General features: G+C 62.3%; 22 protein-coding genes. 16 read left to right on the top strand and 6 right to left on the bottom strand.

Annotated features, from left to right (window positions below):
- Positions 1-35 precede the first annotated feature (35 nt).
- A complete protein-coding gene (locus EDC90_RS06290; protein ID WP_018065822.1) occupies positions 36-242 on the bottom strand; it encodes a heavy-metal-associated domain-containing protein in 207 nt (68 codons plus the stop codon).
- A gap of 141 nt (positions 243-383) precedes the next feature.
- Here EDC90_RS06290 and EDC90_RS06285 point away from each other — a divergent pair, with 141 nt between their 5' ends.
- The 14 genes from EDC90_RS06285 (at position 384) to EDC90_RS06220 (ending at position 13,190) form a co-directional block, all read left to right on the top strand.
- Positions 384-2,891, top strand: a complete 2,508-nt coding sequence (locus EDC90_RS06285) for a heavy metal translocating P-type ATPase (protein WP_132309647.1) — start codon at positions 384-386, stop codon at positions 2,889-2,891.
- A 13-nt stretch (positions 2,892-2,904) separates the two neighbouring features.
- Complete coding sequence (gene cueR / locus EDC90_RS06280) at positions 2,905-3,324, top strand: Cu(I)-responsive transcriptional regulator (protein ID WP_018065824.1); 420 nt, start codon at positions 2,905-2,907, stop codon at positions 3,322-3,324.
- A 15-nt stretch (positions 3,325-3,339) separates the two neighbouring features.
- On the top strand, positions 3,340-3,756 hold the full coding sequence (locus tag EDC90_RS06275; protein WP_018065825.1) for an ion channel: 417 nt from the start codon (positions 3,340-3,342) through the stop codon (positions 3,754-3,756).
- 117 nt (positions 3,757-3,873) lie between these two features.
- A complete protein-coding gene (locus EDC90_RS06270; protein ID WP_132309645.1) occupies positions 3,874-4,731 on the top strand; it encodes a DUF305 domain-containing protein in 858 nt (285 codons plus the stop codon).
- 115 nt (positions 4,732-4,846) lie between these two features.
- Positions 4,847-5,074, top strand: coding sequence for an NADH-quinone oxidoreductase subunit A (locus EDC90_RS06265; protein WP_207768750.1), 228 nt, complete (start codon positions 4,847-4,849; stop codon positions 5,072-5,074).
- Positions 5,075-5,172: 98 nt separating this feature from the next.
- Positions 5,173-5,622 carry a hypothetical protein gene (locus tag EDC90_RS06260; RefSeq protein WP_108693293.1) on the top strand — a complete coding sequence of 150 codons (450 nt, stop codon included), beginning with the start codon at positions 5,173-5,175 and terminating at the stop codon, positions 5,620-5,622.
- 175 nt (positions 5,623-5,797) lie between these two features.
- Positions 5,798-7,414: an ISL3 family transposase gene (locus EDC90_RS06250; RefSeq protein WP_418287803.1), complete on the top strand. Its 1,617-nt coding sequence runs from the start codon at positions 5,798-5,800 to the stop codon at positions 7,412-7,414.
- A gap of 165 nt (positions 7,415-7,579) precedes the next feature.
- Positions 7,580-9,445: a VirB4 family type IV secretion system protein gene (locus EDC90_RS06245; RefSeq protein WP_245510961.1), complete on the top strand. Its 1,866-nt coding sequence runs from the start codon at positions 7,580-7,582 to the stop codon at positions 9,443-9,445.
- The gene (locus EDC90_RS20840; RefSeq protein WP_165972756.1) at positions 9,442-9,609 is read left to right on the top strand and encodes a hypothetical protein; all 168 of its coding nucleotides are present in this window, start codon (positions 9,442-9,444) and stop codon (positions 9,607-9,609) included. The genes EDC90_RS06245 and EDC90_RS20840 overlap by 4 nt, the downstream gene beginning before the upstream one ends.
- Positions 9,599-10,753: a lytic transglycosylase domain-containing protein gene (locus EDC90_RS06240; protein WP_207903858.1), complete on the top strand. Its 1,155-nt coding sequence runs from the start codon at positions 9,599-9,601 to the stop codon at positions 10,751-10,753. The genes EDC90_RS20840 and EDC90_RS06240 overlap by 11 nt, the downstream gene beginning before the upstream one ends.
- A complete protein-coding gene (locus EDC90_RS06235) occupies positions 10,750-11,562 on the top strand; it encodes a type IV secretion system protein (RefSeq protein WP_245510960.1) in 813 nt (270 codons plus the stop codon). Before EDC90_RS06240 ends, EDC90_RS06235 begins: the two co-directional genes overlap by 4 nt.
- Before the next feature lie 16 nt (positions 11,563-11,578).
- Positions 11,579-12,232 (top strand): virB8 family protein, encoded by a 654-nt coding sequence (locus EDC90_RS06230; RefSeq protein ID WP_132309643.1) that lies wholly within the window; start codon positions 11,579-11,581, stop codon positions 12,230-12,232.
- A gap of 2 nt (positions 12,233-12,234) precedes the next feature.
- Positions 12,235-12,930: a TrbG/VirB9 family P-type conjugative transfer protein gene (locus EDC90_RS06225; protein WP_132309641.1), complete on the top strand. Its 696-nt coding sequence runs from the start codon at positions 12,235-12,237 to the stop codon at positions 12,928-12,930.
- Positions 12,927-13,190, top strand: a complete 264-nt coding sequence (locus tag EDC90_RS06220) for a hypothetical protein (RefSeq protein WP_207903857.1) — start codon at positions 12,927-12,929, stop codon at positions 13,188-13,190. Before EDC90_RS06225 ends, EDC90_RS06220 begins: the two co-directional genes overlap by 4 nt.
- On the opposite strand, the gene EDC90_RS21420 is transcribed toward EDC90_RS06220, so the two are convergent.
- Both EDC90_RS21420 and EDC90_RS06215 read right to left on the bottom strand, forming a co-directional pair.
- Positions 13,177-13,950, bottom strand: a complete 774-nt coding sequence (locus EDC90_RS21420) for a Tn3 family transposase (RefSeq protein ID WP_281015395.1) — start codon at positions 13,948-13,950, stop codon at positions 13,177-13,179. The two genes, EDC90_RS06220 and EDC90_RS21420, sit on opposite strands and share 14 nt — an antisense overlap.
- The gene (locus EDC90_RS06215; RefSeq protein ID WP_281015394.1) at positions 13,850-16,141 is read right to left on the bottom strand and encodes a Tn3 family transposase; all 2,292 of its coding nucleotides are present in this window, start codon (positions 16,139-16,141) and stop codon (positions 13,850-13,852) included. Before EDC90_RS06215 ends, EDC90_RS21420 begins: the two co-directional genes overlap by 101 nt.
- A gap of 129 nt (positions 16,142-16,270) precedes the next feature.
- Here EDC90_RS06215 and EDC90_RS06210 point away from each other — a divergent pair, with 129 nt between their 5' ends.
- Entirely contained in the window at positions 16,271-16,870 is a 600-nt protein-coding gene (locus EDC90_RS06210) for a recombinase family protein (protein ID WP_009452622.1), read from the top strand.
- A 142-nt stretch (positions 16,871-17,012) separates the two neighbouring features.
- Here EDC90_RS06210 and EDC90_RS06205 read toward each other — a convergent pair whose 3' ends face one another.
- From EDC90_RS06205 to EDC90_RS06195, 3 genes are all read right to left on the bottom strand, one after another.
- Positions 17,013-17,417 (bottom strand): MerR family transcriptional regulator, encoded by a 405-nt coding sequence (locus EDC90_RS06205; protein ID WP_009452623.1) that lies wholly within the window; start codon positions 17,415-17,417, stop codon positions 17,013-17,015.
- Positions 17,418-17,487: 70 nt separating this feature from the next.
- Positions 17,488-18,147, bottom strand: coding sequence for a DsbA family protein (locus EDC90_RS06200; protein ID WP_028793180.1), 660 nt, complete (start codon positions 18,145-18,147; stop codon positions 17,488-17,490).
- Entirely contained in the window at positions 18,144-18,602 is a 459-nt protein-coding gene (locus tag EDC90_RS06195; RefSeq protein ID WP_245510959.1) for a disulfide bond formation protein B, read from the bottom strand. The genes EDC90_RS06200 and EDC90_RS06195 overlap by 4 nt, the downstream gene beginning before the upstream one ends.
- 203 nt (positions 18,603-18,805) lie before the next feature.
- On the opposite strand from EDC90_RS06195, the gene EDC90_RS06190 reads away from it, so the two are divergent.
- A complete protein-coding gene (locus tag EDC90_RS06190; RefSeq protein WP_132309639.1) occupies positions 18,806-20,938 on the top strand; it encodes a heavy metal translocating P-type ATPase in 2,133 nt (710 codons plus the stop codon).
- Positions 20,939-20,968: the final 30 nt, after the last annotated feature.

The following is a 20,968-nucleotide window of genomic DNA, read 5'->3' as shown; positions in this document are numbered from 1 at the left end:
GCCGGCGCCATTTTTCGTATCAGGTCGCTTTCGTATCAGGTCGCTGCCGGTGTTTTTGCATCATAGCCGGCATCGCGAATTGCTTCGGACACGGCCCGCTCGCTTAGAAAGCTCTCCACCTCGACAATATGCGCCCCAAGGTCACAGGAAACCCTGGCGGTTGGATCAATTGCCTTGATCGCCTTCTCGATTGCAGCGGTGCAGTGCCCGCAGCTCATGTCCGGTACGCTCAATCTGGTCATGCCTATCTCCTTCGAATTCCAGTTCAGGTGAGGTCTTCCACCGCAGGAAGGTCAAGGACGGAATGGAATATTTTTGAACCCTATTGACCTTCCATTAGGTGGAACCCCTATCTTTCGGACAAATCCAGACAGGAGTCCGCCATGCCAGATTCGCAAACCCTTCGGCTTTCCGTGCAGAACATGTCTTGCGCTTCATGTATCGGACGGGTCGAGCGGACCCTGTCCGCGCTGCCGGGCGTCGATGACGTCCATGTGAACCTCGCCAATGAGACCGCGCAGGCGCAGATCGATGCGCCCGAGCGGATCTCCGACGTCATGACAGCGCTGGATGAGGCGGGTTATCCGGCACGGACCCAGGATGTGCGTCTGAACGTGGCGTCGATGTCCTGCGCCTCCTGCGTGGGGCGCGTGGACAAGGCGCTGGCGGCGGTACCCGGTGTGCTGGAGGTCAAAGTCAACCTCGCCTCGGAAACCGCGACCGTGACCTATGCCGAAGGGGCGGTGGAGCTTGCGGATTTGCTGAAGGCGGCCGAGGACGCAGGCTACCCTGCGGAGCCCGCAGAGGACACCGCCTCGGAGGATCGCAGCGCCCGCAAGGACAGCGAGGCCAAGGCGATGGCGCGAAAAACCGCGCTGGCCGCCGCCTTTGCCCTTCCCGTCTTCCTTCTGGAAATGGGCGCGCATGTCGTGCCGGGTGCGCATGACCTGATCGGGCGCACCATCGGCCATCAGACAAGCTGGATGATCCAGTTCGTGCTGACCACCATCGTGCTGGCCTGGCCGGGGCGTGCCTTCTACACCAGGGGCTTCCCGGCGCTCTTCAAGGGCGCGCCGGACATGAACAGCCTCGTCGCGGTCGGCACCTCGGCGGCCTATCTCTTTTCGCTGGTGGCCCTCTTCGCGCCCGCACTGCTGCCCGAAGGCTCGCGCGCCGTCTATTTCGAGGCGGCGGCGGTGATCGTGGTGCTGATCCTGCTGGGCCGCTGGATGGAGGCGCGCGCCAAGGGCCGCACCGGCGCCGCGATCCAGAAACTGCTGGGGCTTCAGGCGCGCACCGCGCGGGTTCTCGTTGACGGTGAGGCGCAGGACGTGGCGATCGAGAGGATCCGCGCGGGCGACATCCTCGTCGTGCGTCCCGGCGAGCGGATTGCAGTGGACGGAGAAGTGACCGACGGCAGCGCCCATGTCGATGAAAGCATGATTACCGGCGAGCCGGTGCCGGTGGCCAAGGGCACCGGCGATCCGGTCACGGGCGGCACGGTCAATGGCACCGGCGCCTTCCAGTTCCGCGCCACGCGCGTCGGCGCCGATACCACGCTGGCGCAGATCATCCGCATGGTCGAACAGGCGCAGGGCGCCAAGCTGCCGATCCAGGGCATGGTCGACCGGATCACGCTGTGGTTCGTGCCTGCGGTGATGGCCTTCGCGGCGCTGACGGTTCTGGTCTGGCTGGTCGTCGGCCCCTCGCCCGCGCTGTCCTATGCGCTGGTGGCCGGGGTGTCGGTGCTGATCATCGCCTGCCCCTGCGCGATGGGTCTGGCCACGCCGACCTCGATCATGGTCGGCACCGGACGGGCCGCCGAGATGGGCGTGCTGTTTCGGAAGGGAGACGCGCTGCAGCAATTGTCCGGCATCGGCGTCGTGGCCGTCGACAAGACCGGCACCGTCACCGAAGGCCGTCCGGAGCTGACCGACATGGTGCTGTCGGGCGGGTTCGTCCGGACCGAAGTTCTGGCACTGGTCGCTGCGGTCGAGGCGCAGTCGGAACATCCCATTGCCGATGCCATCGTCCGCGCGGCCCGGGCCGAAAACGTGGCGCGGCATGAGGTGGAGAGCTTCGAGTCGATTACCGGCCACGGCGTCCGCGCGCATGTCGCCGGGCGCGATGTCCTGGTCGGGGCCGACCGGCTGATGACCCGCGAAGGGTTGGAACTTGGTGCCCTCGCCGAGGCGGAAACGCGCCTCGCCGAACAGGGGCGCACCGCGCTCTTTGCCGCCATCGACGGGCGGGTGGCCGCGGTGATCGCGGTGGCTGACCCGGTGAAGCCTTCCAGCGCGGCGGCCATCGGTGCGCTGCACGATCTGGGACTGAAGATCGCCATGATCACCGGCGACAAGCGCGAGACGGCGGAGGCGATTGCAAGGGAAACCGGTATCGACCAGGTGATCGCGGGCGTTCTGCCCGATGGCAAGGTCGCGGCGCTGGACGATCTGCGGAAAGGCGGGCGGCAGGTGGCCTTCGTCGGCGACGGCATCAACGACGCGCCGGCGCTTGCGCATGCGGATGTGGGCATCGCCATCGGCACCGGAACCGATGTGGCGATTGAGTCGGCCGATGTGGTGCTGATGTCGGGCGATCTGCGCGGCGTGGTGAATGCCTATCAGGTGTCCACCCGCACCATGCGCAATATCCGCCAGAACCTGTTCTGGGCCTTTGGCTATAACGTGGCGCTGATCCCGGTGGCGGCGGGTGTGCTCTATCCACTGTTCGGCCTGTTGCTGTCGCCGGTTCTGGCCGCGGGCGCGATGGCGCTGTCCTCGGTCTTCGTGCTGACCAACGCGCTCAGGCTCCGCCGTGTGTCCCCCGCAATGGACGAGACGAGGTCGGTCCGCCCGGCCGCCAACCTTTACCCCGCCCCTGCCGAATAAGGAGGATTTTGAGATGAACATCGGAGATGTCGCGGAACGCTCCGGCCTGCCGGCCAAGACAATCCGCTATTACGAGGATATCGGGCTGGTCAAGCCGCTGCGCAGCGCCAACGGCTATCGCAGCTTTCGCGACCGCGACGTGCACAAGCTGGCATTCCTCGGGCGCGCCCGCGCGCTCGGCTTCAGCATCGAGGATTGCCGCAATCTCCTGAAGCTCTACGAGGACGACGACCGCACCAGCTCCGAGGTCAAACAGATCGCCGAAGTGCAGCTTGATCGGATTGACCGGAAGATCGCGGAGTTGACGGAGATGCGCGCGACGCTTGCGCATCTCGTCGATGCCTGCGCCGGAGACCACCGGCCCGACTGCCCTATCCTGGCCGATCTTGCAGCGAAAGAGGAAGAAATCGCTCTGCTGAATGAAGCCGGTTAAGAGGGACAGTCGCGTATGACACTGGCTGCAGGGCTGGCCATCATTCTTTTCGGATTGTGCGGCGGCCTGCATGCGCGTGCGATGGCATTCGCCATGCACCTTACCGACCGGAAGCACATCACCGGCACAGGTGCACTGTTGATCGCCCTTTACGTCCTGGCGGCCGCGCATATTGCCGAGGCAGGGCTCTACGCGGTCGGCTTCTTTATCGGCGAATCGACGGGCATTGGCGGTTTTGCGCAATCTGACGTGAACTCGTTCATGGATGTGTTCTATTTCTCAGTGGTGAATTATTCTTCCCTTGGGCTGGGCGACATCTATCCGACAGGTCATCTGCGCTTTCTGGCGGGGATTGAGGCGCTGAACGGTTTCTTGCTGATCAGCTGTTCGGCTTCGACCATCTTTCTGGTCACGACCAGACGCCATTCCTGACGCCTGCCGCATATCTGGACTTTCCAAAGCTTGGGAACCCTCCAGCGCTGGAAGGTCGTTACCTTGTTTTAACGCGAATCTGAAAGGTCACTCATGTCATATTGGAGATTTGCCGCAATGATCGCGACCTCGACGGTCGTGATGTTCATTCTGATGTATCTCAATACCTACCTCTGGGCGCATGTCTTCTGGTCGGAGACGCGAGCCTACATGGCGGTCCTGATGGGCGCGACAATGGCCTTCATCATGCTCGGATTCATGTTGTCGATGTATTCCAGCAAGGCGATCAATGCCGCGATCTTCGCGGGCGCGGTCCTTGCCTTCGCCGCCTCGCTCTGGCTGGTGCGCAGCCAGGTGACGGTGGGCGATACCAGCTTCATGCGCGCGATGATCCCGCATCATTCCATCGCCATCATGACGTCGAGCCGGGCCAATATCGAGGATGTCCGCGTGCGCAAGCTGGCCGATGAAATCGTCTATGCCCAGGACAAGGAAATCGCCGAGATGCGTTATCTCGTCGACGAGATCGAGGCGTCGGGCGTGGTGTCGGGATCGCAAGAAGCACCCGCCGGGGACGTGATGAACCTGGAGCAGGCGCTTTCCACGGCCAATATCGCGGTTCTCGATCCAGGGTTCATGACGGAAGCGGACATCGCCCGCCTGTTCCCCGATGGCCCCATCTGCACCTTCGCCTATACCTCGGACAGTCCCGCGGTTCTGGCGATCGGTTCGGTTGGCGACGGGATGGCCGGCCTGGTGAAACTCAGCGGCGATCTGGTGCGCCTCGACGTTTCCTCGGACGGCGACATCGCGACCGGCGCCGCGCCGCGCGCCGACGGCCTTGCCATGCATGTAAGCGCACCGGGTGGCGGTGCCCTGAACGCGGGCGGAACCATGCAGGAAGCCGACCTGACGCTGGAGCTGGACGCGGGCCTGACCGCCGGCTTCCGCGGCTTCTACCGTTGTGCGGCGTGAGCGTTGCTTCGGGTTGGCGCAGGCAGGCGCGATTGCAGCAGGATATGATCCTTCGCGAAAAGGGTGGTAAAGCGTCGGGAAAAACGCCGCATGGGATGTGAAGGAGGACAGCACGATGACCGAGATTGCGATGCCACTCATTCTTGTGCTGTTCGCCGTGGCCTTTGCGCTCGCGGTGCAGCGGATCGGGTCGCAGGACGGAGCGACATGGCCAGGGCGCGCGGCCTTTCTCGGGGGCGGCCAGCCGGAAGCCCATGCCTGGCAGCGGTTCCATGTGCGCTATTATCCGATGACGCTGCTCTTCATCGCGTTCGAGATGGAGATGATGTTCATGTATCCGTAGGCCGTGGCCTATGTGGAGACCGGGGCGAAGGCGCTGGCGGAGATGGGGATGTTCCTCGGCATCCTCTACGGCTGGCGCGAGGGGGTGTTCCGGTGGCAATGAGGCTGCTCACCGCGCTGGCGCGCCGGGCCGAGGTACCGGTCTTTCCGGTCGTCGGCGCACGGGGTCTTGCGCGGGTCGAGACGCTGCGCCGCCGGCCCGGCCTGCGGCTGGTGGACAGTCCGCGCCACGCCCGCGTGCTGCTGGTGGCCGGAGAGGTGGCGCCGGCGCACAAGCGCGCGCTGGAGCGGCTGCACGCCCAGCTTCCCGCCCCGCGCGGTACGGTCTGGTGGCAGGGGTCGCCTCTGGGGTCGCGTCTGTTCGAGCGCGGTGAAACGGTGGCTGGGGACGACCCGCTAGAGGCGATCCGCCGGGCGGCGCACGCGGGCGACCCCGACCAGCGCCCCGACGTGCCGCCGCACCCGTGGGAGAGGCCGCGAGCCACACCCGCGTATTGCTCGGAACCGGGATCATGCCATCAGACCCTGCACGAGGCCGACAACCGATGACAGCGCCGTCGACCCTTCGACAACGACCCGTCGTCCATCCGACAGCGTGATGTCGACCCTATGCGCCAGAAGGCGGGCAGATGTCAAACCCGCTGTCGCGTTGCCCTTTAATCGGCTCTGCCTCACTTTGTGTGGCGCAACTATCCTGAAACTGGAAAATTCAGGAGGGATAATTGTGAGTTCGAAGCACCATTGGTCGCCCGGGGGCGAAGTTTCGGTTCAAAGCGTCGAGCGAAGTGATTCCGGCGGGTGGATTGTATCGGGCAGTCTGACACCAAACGGCATTTGCCCGGACTGTGGATTGCATTCACGCCGACGTCACGGATGGCGGCGTCGGCGGCTGCAGGATTACCCCGCCCATGGAGACGGGGTTACGGTGGCTCTCTGGGTTTGCCGTTGGCAATGTTTGACGCCCGCTTGCCCACGTCGGACGTTCTCGGACCAGATCGCCTCGATTGCGCGTCCTTATGCGCGGCGCACCTCGCGTGTCGGGGGGATTGTCAGCCATCTTGGGCATGCGACCGGCGGGCGGCCGGCCGAGCGGCTCTTGCACCGTTTGGGCCTTGGGATCAGCGATGACACAGTGCTCAGGCAGTTGAAGAAGCGTGCTCAAGACACCGCCGCGCCGCCGACAGTCATCGGGATCGACGACTGGAGCTGGCGGAAGTCGCAGACCTACGGCACGATCATTGTCGATCTGGAGCGGCGCGTGGTCATCGATGTTCTCGAGGATCGAGATGTCGTCACCTGCACCAACTGGCTGAAGCGACATCCCGAGGTGGAAGTGATCAGTAGAGATCGCTGCGGTCTTTACGCCCAGGCCGCACGGCAAGGGGCACCGCAGGCGAAGCAAGTCGCTGACCGGTTCCATATCGTACAAAACCTGCGGCAGGCCATAGAGGAGCAAATGAACCTTCATGGCCGTGCGACCGGCAGGGCGCTGCTGTCCGACGCCGACAACATCACCGCCGCCGGCAACCTTCTGAAGTCACGCCTTGCGCACAGGACGTCTCGGGAAGAGATTTTCGCCACCATTCATGCACTCCGAAATCAAGGGCTTTCCTGCAGCGAGATCGGGCGACGAACAGGGTTCCCGCGTCGTAGCATCGCGAAATGGCTGCAGTTCGAAACACCACCGGACCGCAGGCGGGCCGCTTTGAAACCAACTTCGCCGTGGTACTTTGAAGAGTTCCTGAGCCAAAGCTGGAAGGAGGGCATTCGAACTGGCAGCGCCCTGTTCCATATGATCCAAGAGCGTGGTTACGAGGGGAGTCAGTCGCATTTGCAGCGGCTGCTGGCGGGTTGGCGCAGAGCCGAACAGCAAGCGAGCGACCCCAAGGTAGAGCACGAAATCCTTAAGCCAGTCCGAGACCCGGAAACTGGGCACGCGATCTCCCCGGTCATCGCGGCCGCGCTGTGCATCAAGCCGCGCGGAAAGTTCACCCCGGATCAGGCGCGGAAAGTCGACACGCTCAAGACCGGCTCTCCCGCCTTCGCAACGATGCGCAGCCTCGCCATGCGGTTCAACGGTATCATGCGTGGCCGCCAAGCAGACCCGCTCCCTGCATGGATCGACGACGCGATCGAAACCAACCTGGCGCCCATCATGCGCTTCGCCCGCACCTTGAACCGGGACTTCGATGCGGTCAAAAACGCAATCGAGATGCCTTGGAGCAACGGCCAGGCGGAAGGTCAGATCAACCGCCTGAAAACCCTCAAACGCGCCATGTACGGCCGGGCTGGTCCAGAATTGTTGCGGGCGAGAATGCTACCGTTCTGCCACACAGATTGAGGCAGAGCCAAGAAGCTAGAGACCAGCGGGCTGCGCGACAAGACGCTCACCCTTACGATCATCCATCGCCCGCCTCCAAAAAGCGTCCTGCGATTCCTGAACCGCAGCGCGCCGGATCGCCTCAAGGAAGCGACCGAAAAGCGCCTTCGCCGATTGGGCGAGGCCGTGAACGTGTTCCTGTCTGGCCTGACGGAGCTGAATCCGCGCGTGCTTTCGGCTAAGGGCGGTGAGTTGATCGGCTTTCTGGGGGCGCTCAATACCGGCCAGGAACTGCCGCTCTATCCGGCCAATACCTACGGCTTTCTGTCTTTCAATGTCGCCAATACTCGCGTGACGTTTCAGGGAGATCACTTCGAGCTCTCTGAAGGCGTCGTGGGACATCGCTACGGCAAGAGCTTCACCATCGGGGAATATTCCGAGGCCACGACCTGCACGATGTTCGACATGCTGAACCTGCCGGTCGACATGATCGTCACGCATTCTTTCACGCCGATCAATTCGAACCTCATGGCGGGGCGTATCAAGCGGCAAAAGCGCCAGATGCAGGCTTCCCAGGACGCGGCCCTGTCGCTCATGGAAGCGCTCGACATCGCCGCCGATGATCTCGAGGCCAAGCGCCAGAGCTTCGGCGAGCACCATATGGTCGTGACGCTCTTCTGCGACACGCTGGACGAATTGCAGACGCTGAGCGCCGAGATCGTGAATGCCGCCGCCGCGGAAGGGGTGAAGATGATCGGTGAGAGGATTGCGGCCAAAGCGCATTACCTCAGCCAGCATCCTGGCAACCAGCCCAAGCGCGTGCGCGCCAGTGCGATCACCAATCGCAACTTCGCGGATTTCGCGGCATTTCACCGGACACAGCTTGGCAAGTCTGCTCAGAAAACCCCTTGGGGCCGCGTCATCACCTACCTGCCCACGCCCGAACAAAGCGCCTACCGGTTTTCCTATCACGAGCAGGGATCGCCCGACAAAGAACCGACCAGCGGGCATACCCTGATCATGGGCCGGCCCGGGTCGGGCAAATCGGTGCTTTCCGCATTCCTCATGACGCAAGCCCGTCGAGCAGGGGCGCGGATCTTCGTCTTCGATTACCGTCTCGGTATGGAGATGGCGGTCCGCGCCAATGGCGGGCGCTATGCGTCATTAAAGGCCGGGCAGCCCACAGGCCTCAACCCGCTTTGGACCGAGACAGATGCGCGCGGCACCGCCTGGCTTTCGGATTGGCTCGCAACGCTCCTTCACCGCGCCGACAAGCCGCTGACCCCGGCACAGACCAACCGCATCCAAGAGGTCGTGCGCCAGAATGCGCAGGCCACGAACCCAGCCTTGCGAAACTGGCGCGACTTCGCATCTCTTTTTGTGCCCACCGATGATGGCGGCGATCTGCACCAGCGCCTGATCGAGTGGACCGAAGAGGGCCGCTACGGCTGGATCTTCGGGCCGACTCTGGAAGACACCTTCTCACTCGAGGGGGATGTGGTCGGCTTCGATCTCACCGGCATTCTCGACAGCGAGGCCGAGAAGGAGCGGATGGCGGTCCTCTCCTATCTCTTCCGCCGGGTCGAGCGCGAGATCGAGGACCGCCGCCCCACCATCATCGTGATCGACGAGGCCTGGAAGGCGCTCGACAACGCGTATTTCGCCGAGCGGCTGTCGAACTGGCTTGTGACCGCGCGCAAGCAGAACACCGGCGCGGTGATGATGACGCAATACGCCAGCCAGCTCGAGCGCACCCGGACCGGCAAGACCATCGTCGAGGCCGTGCCGACGCAAATCCTGCTTCCGAACATCCGCGCCCATGCGGCCGACTACGCGATGCTGAACCTCTATGAGAAGGAACTCGATGTGCTTCTCAACACCGGCAGCGACAGCCGCTTGGCCCTCATCCGCGACGACCAGGGCTCGATCGTCATTGATGCCGATCTAAGCGCCCTCGGGCCCAATCTCACCATCCTCGGCGGCATGGAAAAAGGCGAGGCGCTCGTGGGCGCCGATTACCGCGACCGCCAAGACTTTTGGAGGCTTTCATGATTCGTATTCTTCTAGCTGTGACGTCGCTCGGCGCGCTGGCCTCCTGCGCCCAGTACCAGGAGCCGCACGCCAATTGCTTCACCTTCCTGGCCTCGACGGCCCCCGTCGCGCCAGATTGCAGCTTCACGCCCCTCGGCGCGCCGGAGGCCGACATTGAAGTCTAGGCTGCCCCATATCCTGGCGCTTTGCCTGCTGCCCGGTCTCGGCTTCGCCCAAGGTGTGCCGACCAATGACAGCGGGCTGACCGCGCGCGATATCGTCGAGACCGGCGACCGCGAGACCGACCTTGCGATCCAGGCGGACAAGCTTTCGGTGCGCGAACTCATTGCCGAGATCGAACGCGAGCAATTGGCCACACTCCAGCGCATCCTCGATGCCCAGACAAGCTTCGGCGGTCAGGGACTGCCGGTGATGGTCTCGGGCTTGGAAAGCGGCAGTGGCGATCCAGCCCGCTCTGTCGAGGCGGTCTATGGCACGGGTGACATTGATCCCAATCCCGGCGGCGCGCGGATGTTCGGGGATGCGGCGGAAAACATCGAGCATCTCATCATCCGCGTGGCTCAGGAGACCAGCGGCTTTGCGGGCGTGGGCCGTGCGGGTCTCTCCCCGGTTCAATGGCGCGCGTTGTTGCAGGCGCTCATCTGGCAGGAAAGCCGCTTCACCATCGGTGCGCGCTCGCCTGTCGGGGCCTTCGGTCTCACCCAGATCATGCCCGGGACCGCCAGCGATCTCGGCATCAACCCGGAATACTATGACAGCCCTTACCTGCAGGTGCATGGCGGCGCGCGCTATCTCGCAACGCAACTGAACACCTTCGACGGCAATATCATCAACGCGCTCGCGGCCTATAATGCCGGCCCCGGCCGGGTCTTTGAATATGGCGGTGTCCCGCCCTTTGCCGAGACCCAGCACTACGTCCAGGTCATTCCTGAACGCTACAATCTCTACCTAAGCCGCATCGGCGGGATCGAGGCGCTCGGCACGATCGACCCCGCGCTTCTGGCCAATGCCAACCTCTCGATCACCGGGCATGGCGCGGCCTATTATGGCAACAACGCGCCCGCCGCAATCCGACAGGCCGCCCTGCGTATTGCAGACATCGTCGAGCGGATTTCCGAGACAGAGGATGTGCAGGAAAGCGTCGCGCTCAACACCTATGCCCGGGCCGAACTCGTGCGTCTCGTCGCCGCTCGCATCCGGCTTAAGGCGGCGCGGACCCGCGCCCTCTCCGCCGAGGAACTGGCCCAGGCCAGCGCCCGCATGGCCGAGGGCGCGTTCATGGATTTTACGATCAGGGAGATTGAATGATGGGACATCTGCTCTTGAGGACAGCTTTGGCCACGACACTTGGGGTTGGTCTGCATCTTGGCGCCCTATCCCCTGCCCTCGCGCAAGGCGTGCCCGTCGTCGATACCCAGAACATCGCGCAAAACATCCAGCAGCTCCGGCAGATGGTCGAAGACGAGATCCTGCAAAACGAGCAGCTGACGCAGCTCCGCGAACAGCTTGCCACACTCACGGATCAACTCGCGGAGCTGCAACGAACCTATGAGGCGCTCACCCGTCTTGCCGAACTGCCGGAGATCATCCGCACGGAAATGGAAGACGAGCTGAACGGACTGCTCGATCAGGAATTCGGCGACATCCTTGCGACGATTGAGGCCATCAAGACGGGCGATTTCTCCGGACTTTCCGGGTCCGGCGCAGGCGAGATTGAAACCCAGATGGACCGGGTGCTGGCCGATCTCGGCTTCGACGAGGACACGCTCTCGGAAATGGCCACCAGCGGAAATCCCGGGGCCAATCGTGTGGCGACGCAAGCGACGACCGGCGCGCTCGTCTCGGCAGCTGCCCAGAACAGTTATGAAGACGCAGGCCAATCGCTGGAACGCGTCGACAGGCTGGTCGGGCTGATCGATGACATGGATGAACTGAAGGAAAGCATCGATCTCAACACGCGCGTGACGGCGGAACTGGCGATCGCGCTCGTGGCCATGTGGCAGCTCGAAGCGGTGCAGACCGTGGGCGACGGCACAGGCGGCGTGATCGATGCCGCAACCATCGCCGAGGAGCAGCGGTTTATGGACTTCACGCTGCCGGACCTGCGGGCAGACTGATCAAGGGTTGTGACAGGTGGCGAGTGAACAAGAAATCATCGAAGAAGAACTGGTCTACGGCGCCTTGCGCCGCGAACGGCTCTGGCAGCGCCTTGGGCTCATCGGGCTCATCTTCGGCATTCTCGGATGCCTGAGCGCGGCGGCTGTCGCGATCCTCGATGTCGATCCGCCGCCTGTGGTCGTGCCCTATGATCCCGCCACCGGCTTTGCACTCCCCGAAGCCTCGGTGGGCGCCTCCTCGGTGACCGCCAACCAGGCGATCATCGAGGCGGAGGTCTTCCGCTACGTGACCGACCGCGAGGTCTATAACCAGCTCGACAATGATCTGCGCATCCGAAGCGTACTGCGTCGCTCTGACGGGGCTGCCGAGAGCGGGCTGCGCCAGATCTGGAACAGCGCCAACGAGAATTATCCGCCGACGGTCTATGGCCCCAATGCCCGGCTCGATGTGGAAATCCTCAGCATCAACCGGATCGGCACCAACCGCGCCACCGTCCGCCTGCGCAAGCGCCTGACCTCCATCAATGGCGTCCAGACAGGCCTCTTCACCGCCACGCTTCTCTTCGAGTTCCGCCCCGAGACCCGCCGCTCCATCGATGAGGTCTGGACCAACCCCTTCGGCTTCACGGTCCTCGAATATTCCATCCGCTCCGATAGATTGGAGAACTGAATTTGTTCCCTGCTCGACTTTTGATATTGCTGATTGCCCTGTTGCCCGGCCTTGCTTTCGCCGAAGCCATCCCGCGTGGCGGGCCCAATGACAATCGGGTGCGGCTGGCAACATATCAAGAAGGTCAGGTCTACCGGCTCAGCGTGTCGCTCACCCATGTGACCACGGTCGAGTTCGGGGAAGGCGAGAGCATCCGCTCGATCATTGCGGGCGACACGGAAGGCTTCGAGATCGACGGCGTACCCGGGGGTCAGGCCTTCGCGATCAAGCCGGTGGCGCGCGGGGTGCATACCAATGTGACCGTCTACACGAACAGGCGCAGTTATTACTTCAACGTCGAGGAGACCCGCAGTCCGACCTTTTACGTGGTCCAGTTCCGCTACCCCGAAGACAATACGCGGCCCACACGTGCCATCGCGGCCCAAGCGCCGAACTATAATTACGGTGCCAGCGCGCGGACCGAGTTCACCCCCACCCGTGTCTGGGATGACGGGACGTTTACGTATTTCGAATTTCCGCGGAACGCGCCGGTGCCTGCGATCTTCCGCTACGCCAATGGCCGTGAGCGCACGGTCAACACGCAAGCCACCGAGGACAGCGTGATCCGGGTTTCAGGCGTGAACCGACAATGGGTGCTGCGGATCGGGGAGGAGGTGGTCTGCATCGAGGCCACCCCACCTGCGGGGGTAGGCTCATGAGCGATACTGGAAACGCAGACCTCGACAAACGCCTCGCTGCTCTAGAACAAGGCAAGGGCGCTGGTTCGCCCCCTGCCCCACGGCGCTCACCGCTGCTCGCTTTGGTCGTCGTCCTCGTGATCGGCGCGGGCGGTGCGTTGCTCTATCTCATGTCCCAACCCGAGGAAGAGGAAGTCCTTCCCACGGCCACGCCGGACGTGTTCCAGAACGAAGGCGACGGGTTCGGCGCCATCGGGCCTCTGTGCATTATCGGGACATAGATTCACGGTAGCTATCGGGGATTCGAAGGGGCATGAGTCCGTCGGCATCGAGTTCAATGCCGTCTGACCAGACATAATCGCCGGTGAGGTTGATCCGGTCCCAGCCCAAAGGTGAAAGCTGCGAGAGTAGAGCGGGATCAATTTTCACTCCGCGACTTCCAAGTTCACTCACGGCGCGGTCGAGATAGCGGCAGTTGAACAGGATGATTGCGGCGGTGACGAGATTGAGTGCTGCCGCTCGCATTTGCTGATTTTCGATACCGCGATCCCGGAAGCGGCCGAGCCGGTGGAACGCAACCGCGCGCGCCAGACTGTTTCGCGCTTCGCCCTTATTGAGTTCACCCGTGACAAGCTGGCGAAGCGCCGGATCCTTGAACCATCGCAATGTGAAGAGTGTGCGCTCGATACGGCCGACCTCGCGAAGGGCAGCGGCAAGGCTGTTTTGTTGCCGGTAGGCTGAGAGCTTTTTCAGGATCAGCGATGGGGTGATGGTTCGGTCGCGCATCGCCCTAATGACGCGATGAATGTCGGGCCAGTGATTGACGATCAGATCGCGGTTGAGCCTGTTCCCGAACAGCGGCGCGAGGCGTCCGTAACGCTTGGGCGGCTCGAAGGAATAGAGGCGGCGATCGGAGAGGCGCGGAATACGTGGCTCAAAATCAAGCCCGAGCAGGTCCATGACCGCAAACACGATATCGGAGACGCCGCCGCCATCGACGTGCAGCGCGGAAAGGTTGGCGTTGCTTTCGTGGCCGAGAATGCCGTCGAGGGCATGGATCGCTTCGCCGGCAGTGCCCGCGGATCACGGTTTGATGGAGCGGTGCGTAGCGGTCGGTGATGGTGGTGTAGATTTTGACGATCGGGTCGCGGCCGTAATGCGCGTTGACCTGACCGCCAGCCTCCCCGGCGCCACCAAGATAATAAGCCTGCCCATCGGCAGAGGCGCGCCAGCCCTCACCGAACCAGGCCGCCATTGGTTCGGCCTGTATGGCGTCGGTCAGACAGCCGAGCGCGGCGCGAAACGTCTCTTCACGCATGTGCCACGTCTGCATGCGCAGGAGCGTGCGCCGCGATGCCACGCCGCAGACCTCAGCCATCCGTGACAGGCCGAGGTTCGTCGCTTCCGCAATCATAGCTGCGAGAAAGGATCGTTCATCGCTGGGCGGCAACCCGGTCGAGACATGACCGAAATGGCTGGTGAAACCGGTCCAACGTTCGACCTGAGACAAAACATCGGTGATGCGCGTCGTCGGCACGAGATTGTAGCAGGTCCGGACGAACTGTCTGCCATCGTCGCGTTCGGCAAGATCGGTTTTCGGCTCTTTCGGAAACCGCAGTCGGTCACCGGAAAACAGCGCGGGATCGCCGCTGGTCAGCCCCCCTGATACCTTGAGCAGCGCAGTATCCAGTTCGGCCGCGCGGGCATCGAGCCACACATGAGGATCAGGAATATCGGAGACCTGTGCCGGGACCGGATCCGTACTCGGTGAAAGCAGCGTTTCCAGAGAGCGGTGCAGTCGGGAGGTTGGCACCCAGATGTCGCCCGCCGCCAGTGCTCCAGCCAACGCGGAATAGGTCGCCAGCTCCCAATGGGTTCGGTCGATCTTGTCGTCCGTGACGACATAGCGCTGCCATCGCCGCTCGATATGCCCGAGCGGCAAGCCATCAGGGAGCGCCGTGCGCCAGTCGCCATCGAGTTCGGCCAGGATCGCCATCGCTGCACGGAGCGGCGCGGTACCCTTGCGACCCTCGAACGTGAACGCTTTCAGGAAGCGCGGCCCCGCCCGCTTGAACGTCCGATATTCTGGCCCGATTTCACTGATGGCATTATCTCGTCCCGGCCTCGTGGTTCGCCGGAGAAGAGCAGCGTCGGCATCGATCGTATCGAGCGAGGCGACCGCTGCGACCGCTGCTGCAATATCGCCGCCGGCGCGTGCGGCTTTGCTGACCGCCTCAAGCACGTCGGCGACACGGATTAATCGGTCGCGGCCCTGGTCGGCAGAAGCGGCAACCGTCTGTTCAAGGCGTTTGCGGGCACGCAGATGCGCTCGCCCGATGAGCGAGTCGAACATACCGATAGCTGTGTCAGTCAGCGTGGCCTCAAACTCGCGCAGCGTCGCCACAAGAATAACATGCCGCCGCGCCGACCCCATCTGCTGGAATGCCTGCGCGGTGTAGCGGACCCCTTCGCGCGCAAATTGCTCCATTCGGGGTTCGTATCGTCTATCGATGGCGGGCGTCCTGATGCCGCGAACCAGTGCGATCTTGTCAAGAATACCGACGAGCGAGGCAGAGGCGACGCGCGGGGTGGGTTCCCGTAGCCAGGAAAATCGGCTTTGCCTATCGTGCGTTTTCTCGGCGATAAGCGCGTCAAGTCGGCTATGGGTGGCCGGATCGAGACGATTGTCGATGTCGGCGATGATCCGGTTTTCGGCCGCGTGCATCGCTTCGGCGGCCATGCGCTCGACCACGGTGATTCCGGAAATGACTATCTTACGGAAGCGCAGTTCGTCGAGGAAGTTGCCCAACAAGACGCGTCCGTTGGTCAGGCCGACAGCTTCGGCTTCCAGCCACGCTCGAAGCGTTGCGCGCATCGGCTTGGTGAGGTCGGTGAACCCGAAACGCGCCTTGATCGCGAGAAGCTGATCGTAGCGTGTGGGCGTCCGTCGTGCGAAACCGCCGATCACTTCTGCATCGATCCCGATCTGCTCAGCGATATGGTCGAGCATGACAGCGGGCAGCAATTCGCCGCGTCGGAGATGCCTCCCCGGATAACGCAGACAGCAAAGCTGCAAAGCATAGCCAAGCCGGGTCTCAGGCGTGCGGGCGCTGTTGATGGCAGCTAGGTCGTTTACGTCCAGACTGTGATGGCGGACGACCGTCGTCTCGTCTTCGGGCAGCGCCAACAAAGCGTCGCGCTGAGGGCCGGTCATGTAAATGCGTGCTGGCATCGGTTATCCCTTTCAAAAATCACTTGCCTTTTGATACAGTTTTGCAAGAGGATTGTGAAAGGCATTGAGCCTTGATTTGCGGTCATGGTCATCCTGCTTCCGTAGACGGCCGTTTGTGAAAGGATCGAATTGAGCACCGCACCTTATTTGATCGGCTATGCTCGCGTGTCGAAGGGGGACGACCAGTCGAACGCAGCACAGTTGCGCGCGCTGACGGCAGCGGGTTGTAAACGCGTCTTCGAAGAATCCGCCAGCGGCGGGCGATGGGACCGGCCGAGGCTCCAGGAGATGATCGGCCAGCTACGGGATGGCGATGTCGTTGTTGTCTGGAAGCTCGACCGGCTTTCGCGAAGCCTGAAAGACCTGCTGCACTTGATGGAAAAGATCGAAGCGGCGGGGGCCGGCTTCCGGTCGCTGACCGAAGCGATCGACACGACGACACCGGCAGGCCGCATGATGATGCAGATGGTCGGCTCATTCGCCGAGTTCGAGCGCGCCATGATCCGCGAGCGGACTAGCGCAGGGCTAGCGCAGGCGCGGTTGGAAGGGCGGCTCGGTGGTCGGCGGCGCAAACTTGACGATAAGAAACGGCGTGAGATCGCCGAATCCGTTGTTGCGGGGCGCAAGTCCGGCGCCGAGATGGCGCGGCTCTATGACGTGAGCGAGCCAACCGTCTCAAGAATCGTTGCCGAATATCGTCAGCGGGAAGCCCATGAGGCCTTGGCATGACTTGGATCCGATGACCTCCATGGGGTGGAAAGCGGAAAGGCCGCTTTCAGCAGCCAACCCTTCCAAGCGGAAGATGTCGAACGACCTACCAATTGCAGTCGATCAAGACATGGATCGTCGGCAAAGCTGCATGGACCTCCGATCATTTCGGCGACAGGGTTTCAATGATCCGGCAATCGTCGACGATGCCGCACTCGCACTGGTCGATCATTCTGTCGAGTTCGGCCTTGAGCGCCATGAGATCAGTGATCTTCTTTTCGACCTCTGCACGATGTTCGCTAGCGATGGCATCAACTGCTGCGCAGGATTGTCCGCGATTGTCGGATAGCGTGAGAAGCGCTCTGATCTGGTCGAGCGAGAAGCCCAGGTCACGTGCCCGGCGGATAAAGCTCAGCCGGTTCAGATGGTCTGGCTCGTACGCCCGATAATTGCCTTCGGTACGCGAGGGCTCGGGCAGTAGACCGTTCTTCTCGTAAAAGCGGATCGTTTCGACCTTGGTACCGGTTTGCCTTGCAAGATGACCGATCGTCAGAATTGAAGAGTTCATTTTATGACCCTATAGCGTATACAGGGTCATGTAGGTTCTATTTGGACGTTTGTCGATCTCGATGGCTCGCCTAGTGCGCCGCTCTGGCGCTCTCCACCTCTTCACGCACCAGGTCGTGGAGTTGCTGCGGTCCGAAGGATTCCAGCGGCCTGCCATTCACGAAAAAGGTCGGTGTCTGGCGCACATTATTGCTCTGAACATCGGCCATATCCTGCTCAAGAACGGCGTCAATCTCGGCCGAGGACATCTCACGCCGTGCCTGCTCAACATCCAACCCAGCCGCCGCCACGATTTCCCAGGCTTTCTCGAGATCGGGTGCACCATGCACGGCCCATTCCGGCTGTCGCGCCAGCAGGGCTTCCAGTATCGGTTCGTATCTGTCCTGAAGACGGGCTGTTTCCAGAATCCTGACGGCTTCGTCAGATCCGTCATGGAAGGGCGCGTATCGGATGACCAGGCGCGTCTCGGCAGGGAAATTCGCCATGATCTGCTTAACGGCTGGATAGAAAGCTCGGCACGCCTCGCAGGACGGATCAAAGAATTCCACGATCGTCACCGGCGCATCCGCTGGGCCGATTACGGGTGAATGCGCCCTGACCAACGCATCACCTTGCGCCGGTGCAACGGGCTGTGCCGAGAGGCCGCCGTACCGGTCGTAGATAAAGGCACCGCCTGCAAAGACAATCAGTGCGACAAGGCCAGTGAGAAGTACGATGGACCGTCTGGTCATGTTGAACGTCTCCGGTGCGCGAGAACGAGAAGAAGAGCGATGCTCCCAAAGGCGGCGAGCGATAGGTAAGGGAGCGGCAAAATGCCAAGGACCGTCATCTCGACGCCAGAACATGACGGGCCGTCTTGTGTACAAGGCTCGATGGCTGCTGGAAGGATCCTCGCATAAAGGAGGGAGTGGAATGCAGCGATGGCGGCACCTAGGGCAGCCAGTGGAAGTCCGTACCGGGAAACGCTGGCATCACCTCGAAAGCTAGCGACAGCCAGAATGACCGCCAGCGGAAACATGAAAGCGCGCTGATGCCAGCACAGATTGCACGGCGTCTGTCCCATGACCTCACCAATGAAGAGAGCGCTGAGCGAGGCGGCAAGCGCAATGAGCCATGCCGAGAAGACGAACGCCCAGGTATTTGCAGTCGTGCCCGCCCCGGTGGTCATAGCACTCCCTTTCGCCATCGTTTCGCTTCGCTCCATTTACCTTTGCATTCAACTATTTCTGCACCCTGTACCCACTACAGGGTCAAGGCTCCTTAATGAAGTTGTACCGCGAATTTGCACGTGGATCGCAGCGCGAAATCAAATAAACGAAGTCCACTCTTGACCCTATAGTTGCTACAGGGTCTATCTGCGGTGTCACATTAAACCATCGAGGTGACACCATGGCGGCAGCGAGCCCTTACAGACTGCGTATAGAAGGCATGGACTGCGCCTCGTGCGCATTGAAAATCGAGACGGCGATGCAACGCCTGCCGGGCGTTAGCGACATCAATGTCAGCTACGCCAACGAGACGCTAGCATTGCAACTCGATGAAGACCGGACGGCCCTCGGCACTATTGAGCAAAAGATCCGAGCGCTCGGGTACACGCCAGTGATCGAGCAGGCTGAGACGAAGGGGGGGCCGCCTCGGAAGCGCATCACAGAGGCGTGGTGGAAAGGCAGCAAGGGTCGGCTTGTACTGCTGACCGGCGCACTGTTCATGCTTGCCTTCGCCATTGCGCGTATCCTGCCGGATTGGGAGCAATGGCTCTATTCAGGTGCGGCCCTGATCAGCGTTATCCCGTTCGCGCGGCGGGCGGTCGCCGGTGCGATGTCCGGCTCACCCTTCACCATCGAGACGTTGATGACGGTCGCGGCACTCGGCGCGGTCGCCATCGGCGAGGCCGAAGAAGCTGCTGTCGTGATCTTCCTGTTCGCAGTGGGCGAGCTGCTTGAAACCGTGGCGGCAGGCCGTGCGCGGGCAGGCATTGAAGCGCTGATCGATCTCGTGCCCCGGGTCGCGTTCCGCGAGCGTGATGGTGTCATTGAGCAGGTCGCTGCCGAAGAGTTGGCTATTGGTGATGTCGTCGTTGTTCGGCCTGGGGACCGTGTGCCGTCTGACGGCACGGTGATTGATGGTGCATCTGAGGTCGATGAGGCGCCCGTGACAGGCGAATCCATGCCCGTGCTTAAAGAAGCCGGCGCAAACGTCTATGCCGGCAGCATCAATGCAAATGGCGAGTTGCGAGTGTCGATCAGTCATGTCGCGGCCGACAATACCATTGCCCGCATCATCCACATGGTCGAGGAAGCTCAGGAATCAAAGGCCCCGACGGCGCGTATGATCGACCGTTTCAGCCGCTGGTATACGCCTGGCGCTATGGTCGTCGCGGCTCTGATCGTCGTGGTGCCGCCGCTCGCCTTCGGCGGTGACTGGATGACATGGGTATATCGGGGTCTTGCGACGTTGCTGATTGCTTGCCCCTGCGCGCTCGTGATTTCCACGCCGGCGGCTATTGCCTCGGGTCTTGCCGCCGGCGCGCGTCAGGGATTGCTGATTAAGGGGGGCGCGGCACTGGAAATACTCGGTAAGGTCGTAACTGTTGCCTTCGACAAGACAGGAACGCTGACGCGTGGCCATCCCCAGGTGACGGACATTGTGCCGATCAATGGGGACGAGAACGCCGTCCTTGCCATTGCAGCGGCCGTCGAGCGCAGCACCAGCCATCCTCTCGGGGTTGCAATCGTGGAGGCGGCAATAGTGCGGGGGCTCGAACTGCCCGTCACCTTCGGGGGCGGCGTTGCCACACCCGGCAAAGCGGTCACAGCGCGGTTGAAGGACGGCTTCGCTTCGGTCGGGTCTCCCCGTCATGCCGCCGAACAGGCTGCCCTCGAAGAGAACATTGCCGAGACGATCACCATACTGGAGAGCCAGGGCAAGACGGTCGTCGTGCTTATAAAGGGCAAGACCATCGAGGGATTGATCGCGTTGCGCGACGAACCGCGCGACGACGCTATCGAAGGTGTGAAGCGGCTGACAGATCGAGGTGTGCGGCCACTGATGCTGACCGGCGACAACAAGCGCACGGCCGACGCCATTGCGGCCCATCTTGGCCTTGAGGCAAGCGCCGAATTGTTGCCCGACGCCAAGCTCGCCGAGATCGGTCGCCTCAAAGCTAATGGCCCGATCGCCATGGTGGGAGACGGTATCAATGACGCGCCGGCGCTCGCAGCCGCTTCCGTTGGCGTTGCCATGGGTGCAGGCACCGACGTTGCTCTGGAGACCGCAGATGCCGCGCTGCTCAGAAACCGGGTGACGGGTGTTGCCGATCTCATCGGGTTGTCACAGGCGACACTCGGCAATATTTGGCAAAATATCGCCATAGCGCTTGGTCTGAAGGCCGTCTTCCTCGTGACGACTCTATTCGGCATTACCACGCTCTGGATGGCGATTCTCGCCGATACGGGCGCTACGGTCCTCGTTACAGCCAATGCGCTGCGCCTGCTGACCTGGCGCGGCACCCGCGACAAATGAGCCCAAGCAGTGCGCGAAGGCAGGTCGCGG

It is taken from the genome of Martelella mediterranea, assembly GCF_004342225.1.
Lineage (GTDB): Bacteria > Pseudomonadota > Alphaproteobacteria > Rhizobiales > Rhizobiaceae > Martelella > Martelella mediterranea_B.
The sequence above is the reverse complement of the archived record's forward strand: the minus strand, read 5'-3'. Positions and strand labels throughout refer to the sequence as shown.

Bases quoted from the DNA above. Each gene is read 5' to 3' on its own strand.
- EDC90_RS06290 (WP_018065822.1), bottom strand. From the start codon at position 242: ATGACCAGATTGAGCGTACCGGACATGAGCTGCGGGCACTGCACCGCT.
- EDC90_RS06285 (WP_132309647.1), top strand. From the start codon at position 384: ATGCCAGATTCGCAAACCCTTCGGCTTTCCGTGCAGAACATGTCTTGC.
- cueR (WP_018065824.1), top strand. From the start codon at position 2,905: ATGAACATCGGAGATGTCGCGGAACGCTCCGGCCTGCCGGCCAAGACA.
- EDC90_RS06275 (WP_018065825.1), top strand. From the start codon at position 3,340: ATGACACTGGCTGCAGGGCTGGCCATCATTCTTTTCGGATTGTGCGGC.
- EDC90_RS06270 (WP_132309645.1), top strand. From the start codon at position 3,874: ATGATCGCGACCTCGACGGTCGTGATGTTCATTCTGATGTATCTCAAT.
- EDC90_RS06265 (WP_207768750.1), top strand. From the start codon at position 4,847: ATGACCGAGATTGCGATGCCACTCATTCTTGTGCTGTTCGCCGTGGCC.
- EDC90_RS06260 (WP_108693293.1), top strand. From the start codon at position 5,173: ATGAGGCTGCTCACCGCGCTGGCGCGCCGGGCCGAGGTACCGGTCTTT.
- EDC90_RS20840 (WP_165972756.1), top strand. From the start codon at position 9,442: ATGATTCGTATTCTTCTAGCTGTGACGTCGCTCGGCGCGCTGGCCTCC.
- EDC90_RS06235 (WP_245510960.1), top strand. From the start codon at position 10,750: ATGATGGGACATCTGCTCTTGAGGACAGCTTTGGCCACGACACTTGGG.
- EDC90_RS06220 (WP_207903857.1), top strand. From the start codon at position 12,927: ATGAGCGATACTGGAAACGCAGACCTCGACAAACGCCTCGCTGCTCTA.
- EDC90_RS06215 (WP_281015394.1), bottom strand. From the start codon at position 16,141: ATGCCAGCACGCATTTACATGACCGGCCCTCAGCGCGACGCTTTGTTG.
- EDC90_RS06205 (WP_009452623.1), bottom strand. From the start codon at position 17,417: ATGAACTCTTCAATTCTGACGATCGGTCATCTTGCAAGGCAAACCGGT.
- EDC90_RS06200 (WP_028793180.1), bottom strand. From the start codon at position 18,147: ATGACCAGACGGTCCATCGTACTTCTCACTGGCCTTGTCGCACTGATT.
- EDC90_RS06195 (WP_245510959.1), bottom strand. From the start codon at position 18,602: ATGGCGAAAGGGAGTGCTATGACCACCGGGGCGGGCACGACTGCAAAT.
- EDC90_RS06190 (WP_132309639.1), top strand. From the start codon at position 18,806: ATGGCGGCAGCGAGCCCTTACAGACTGCGTATAGAAGGCATGGACTGC.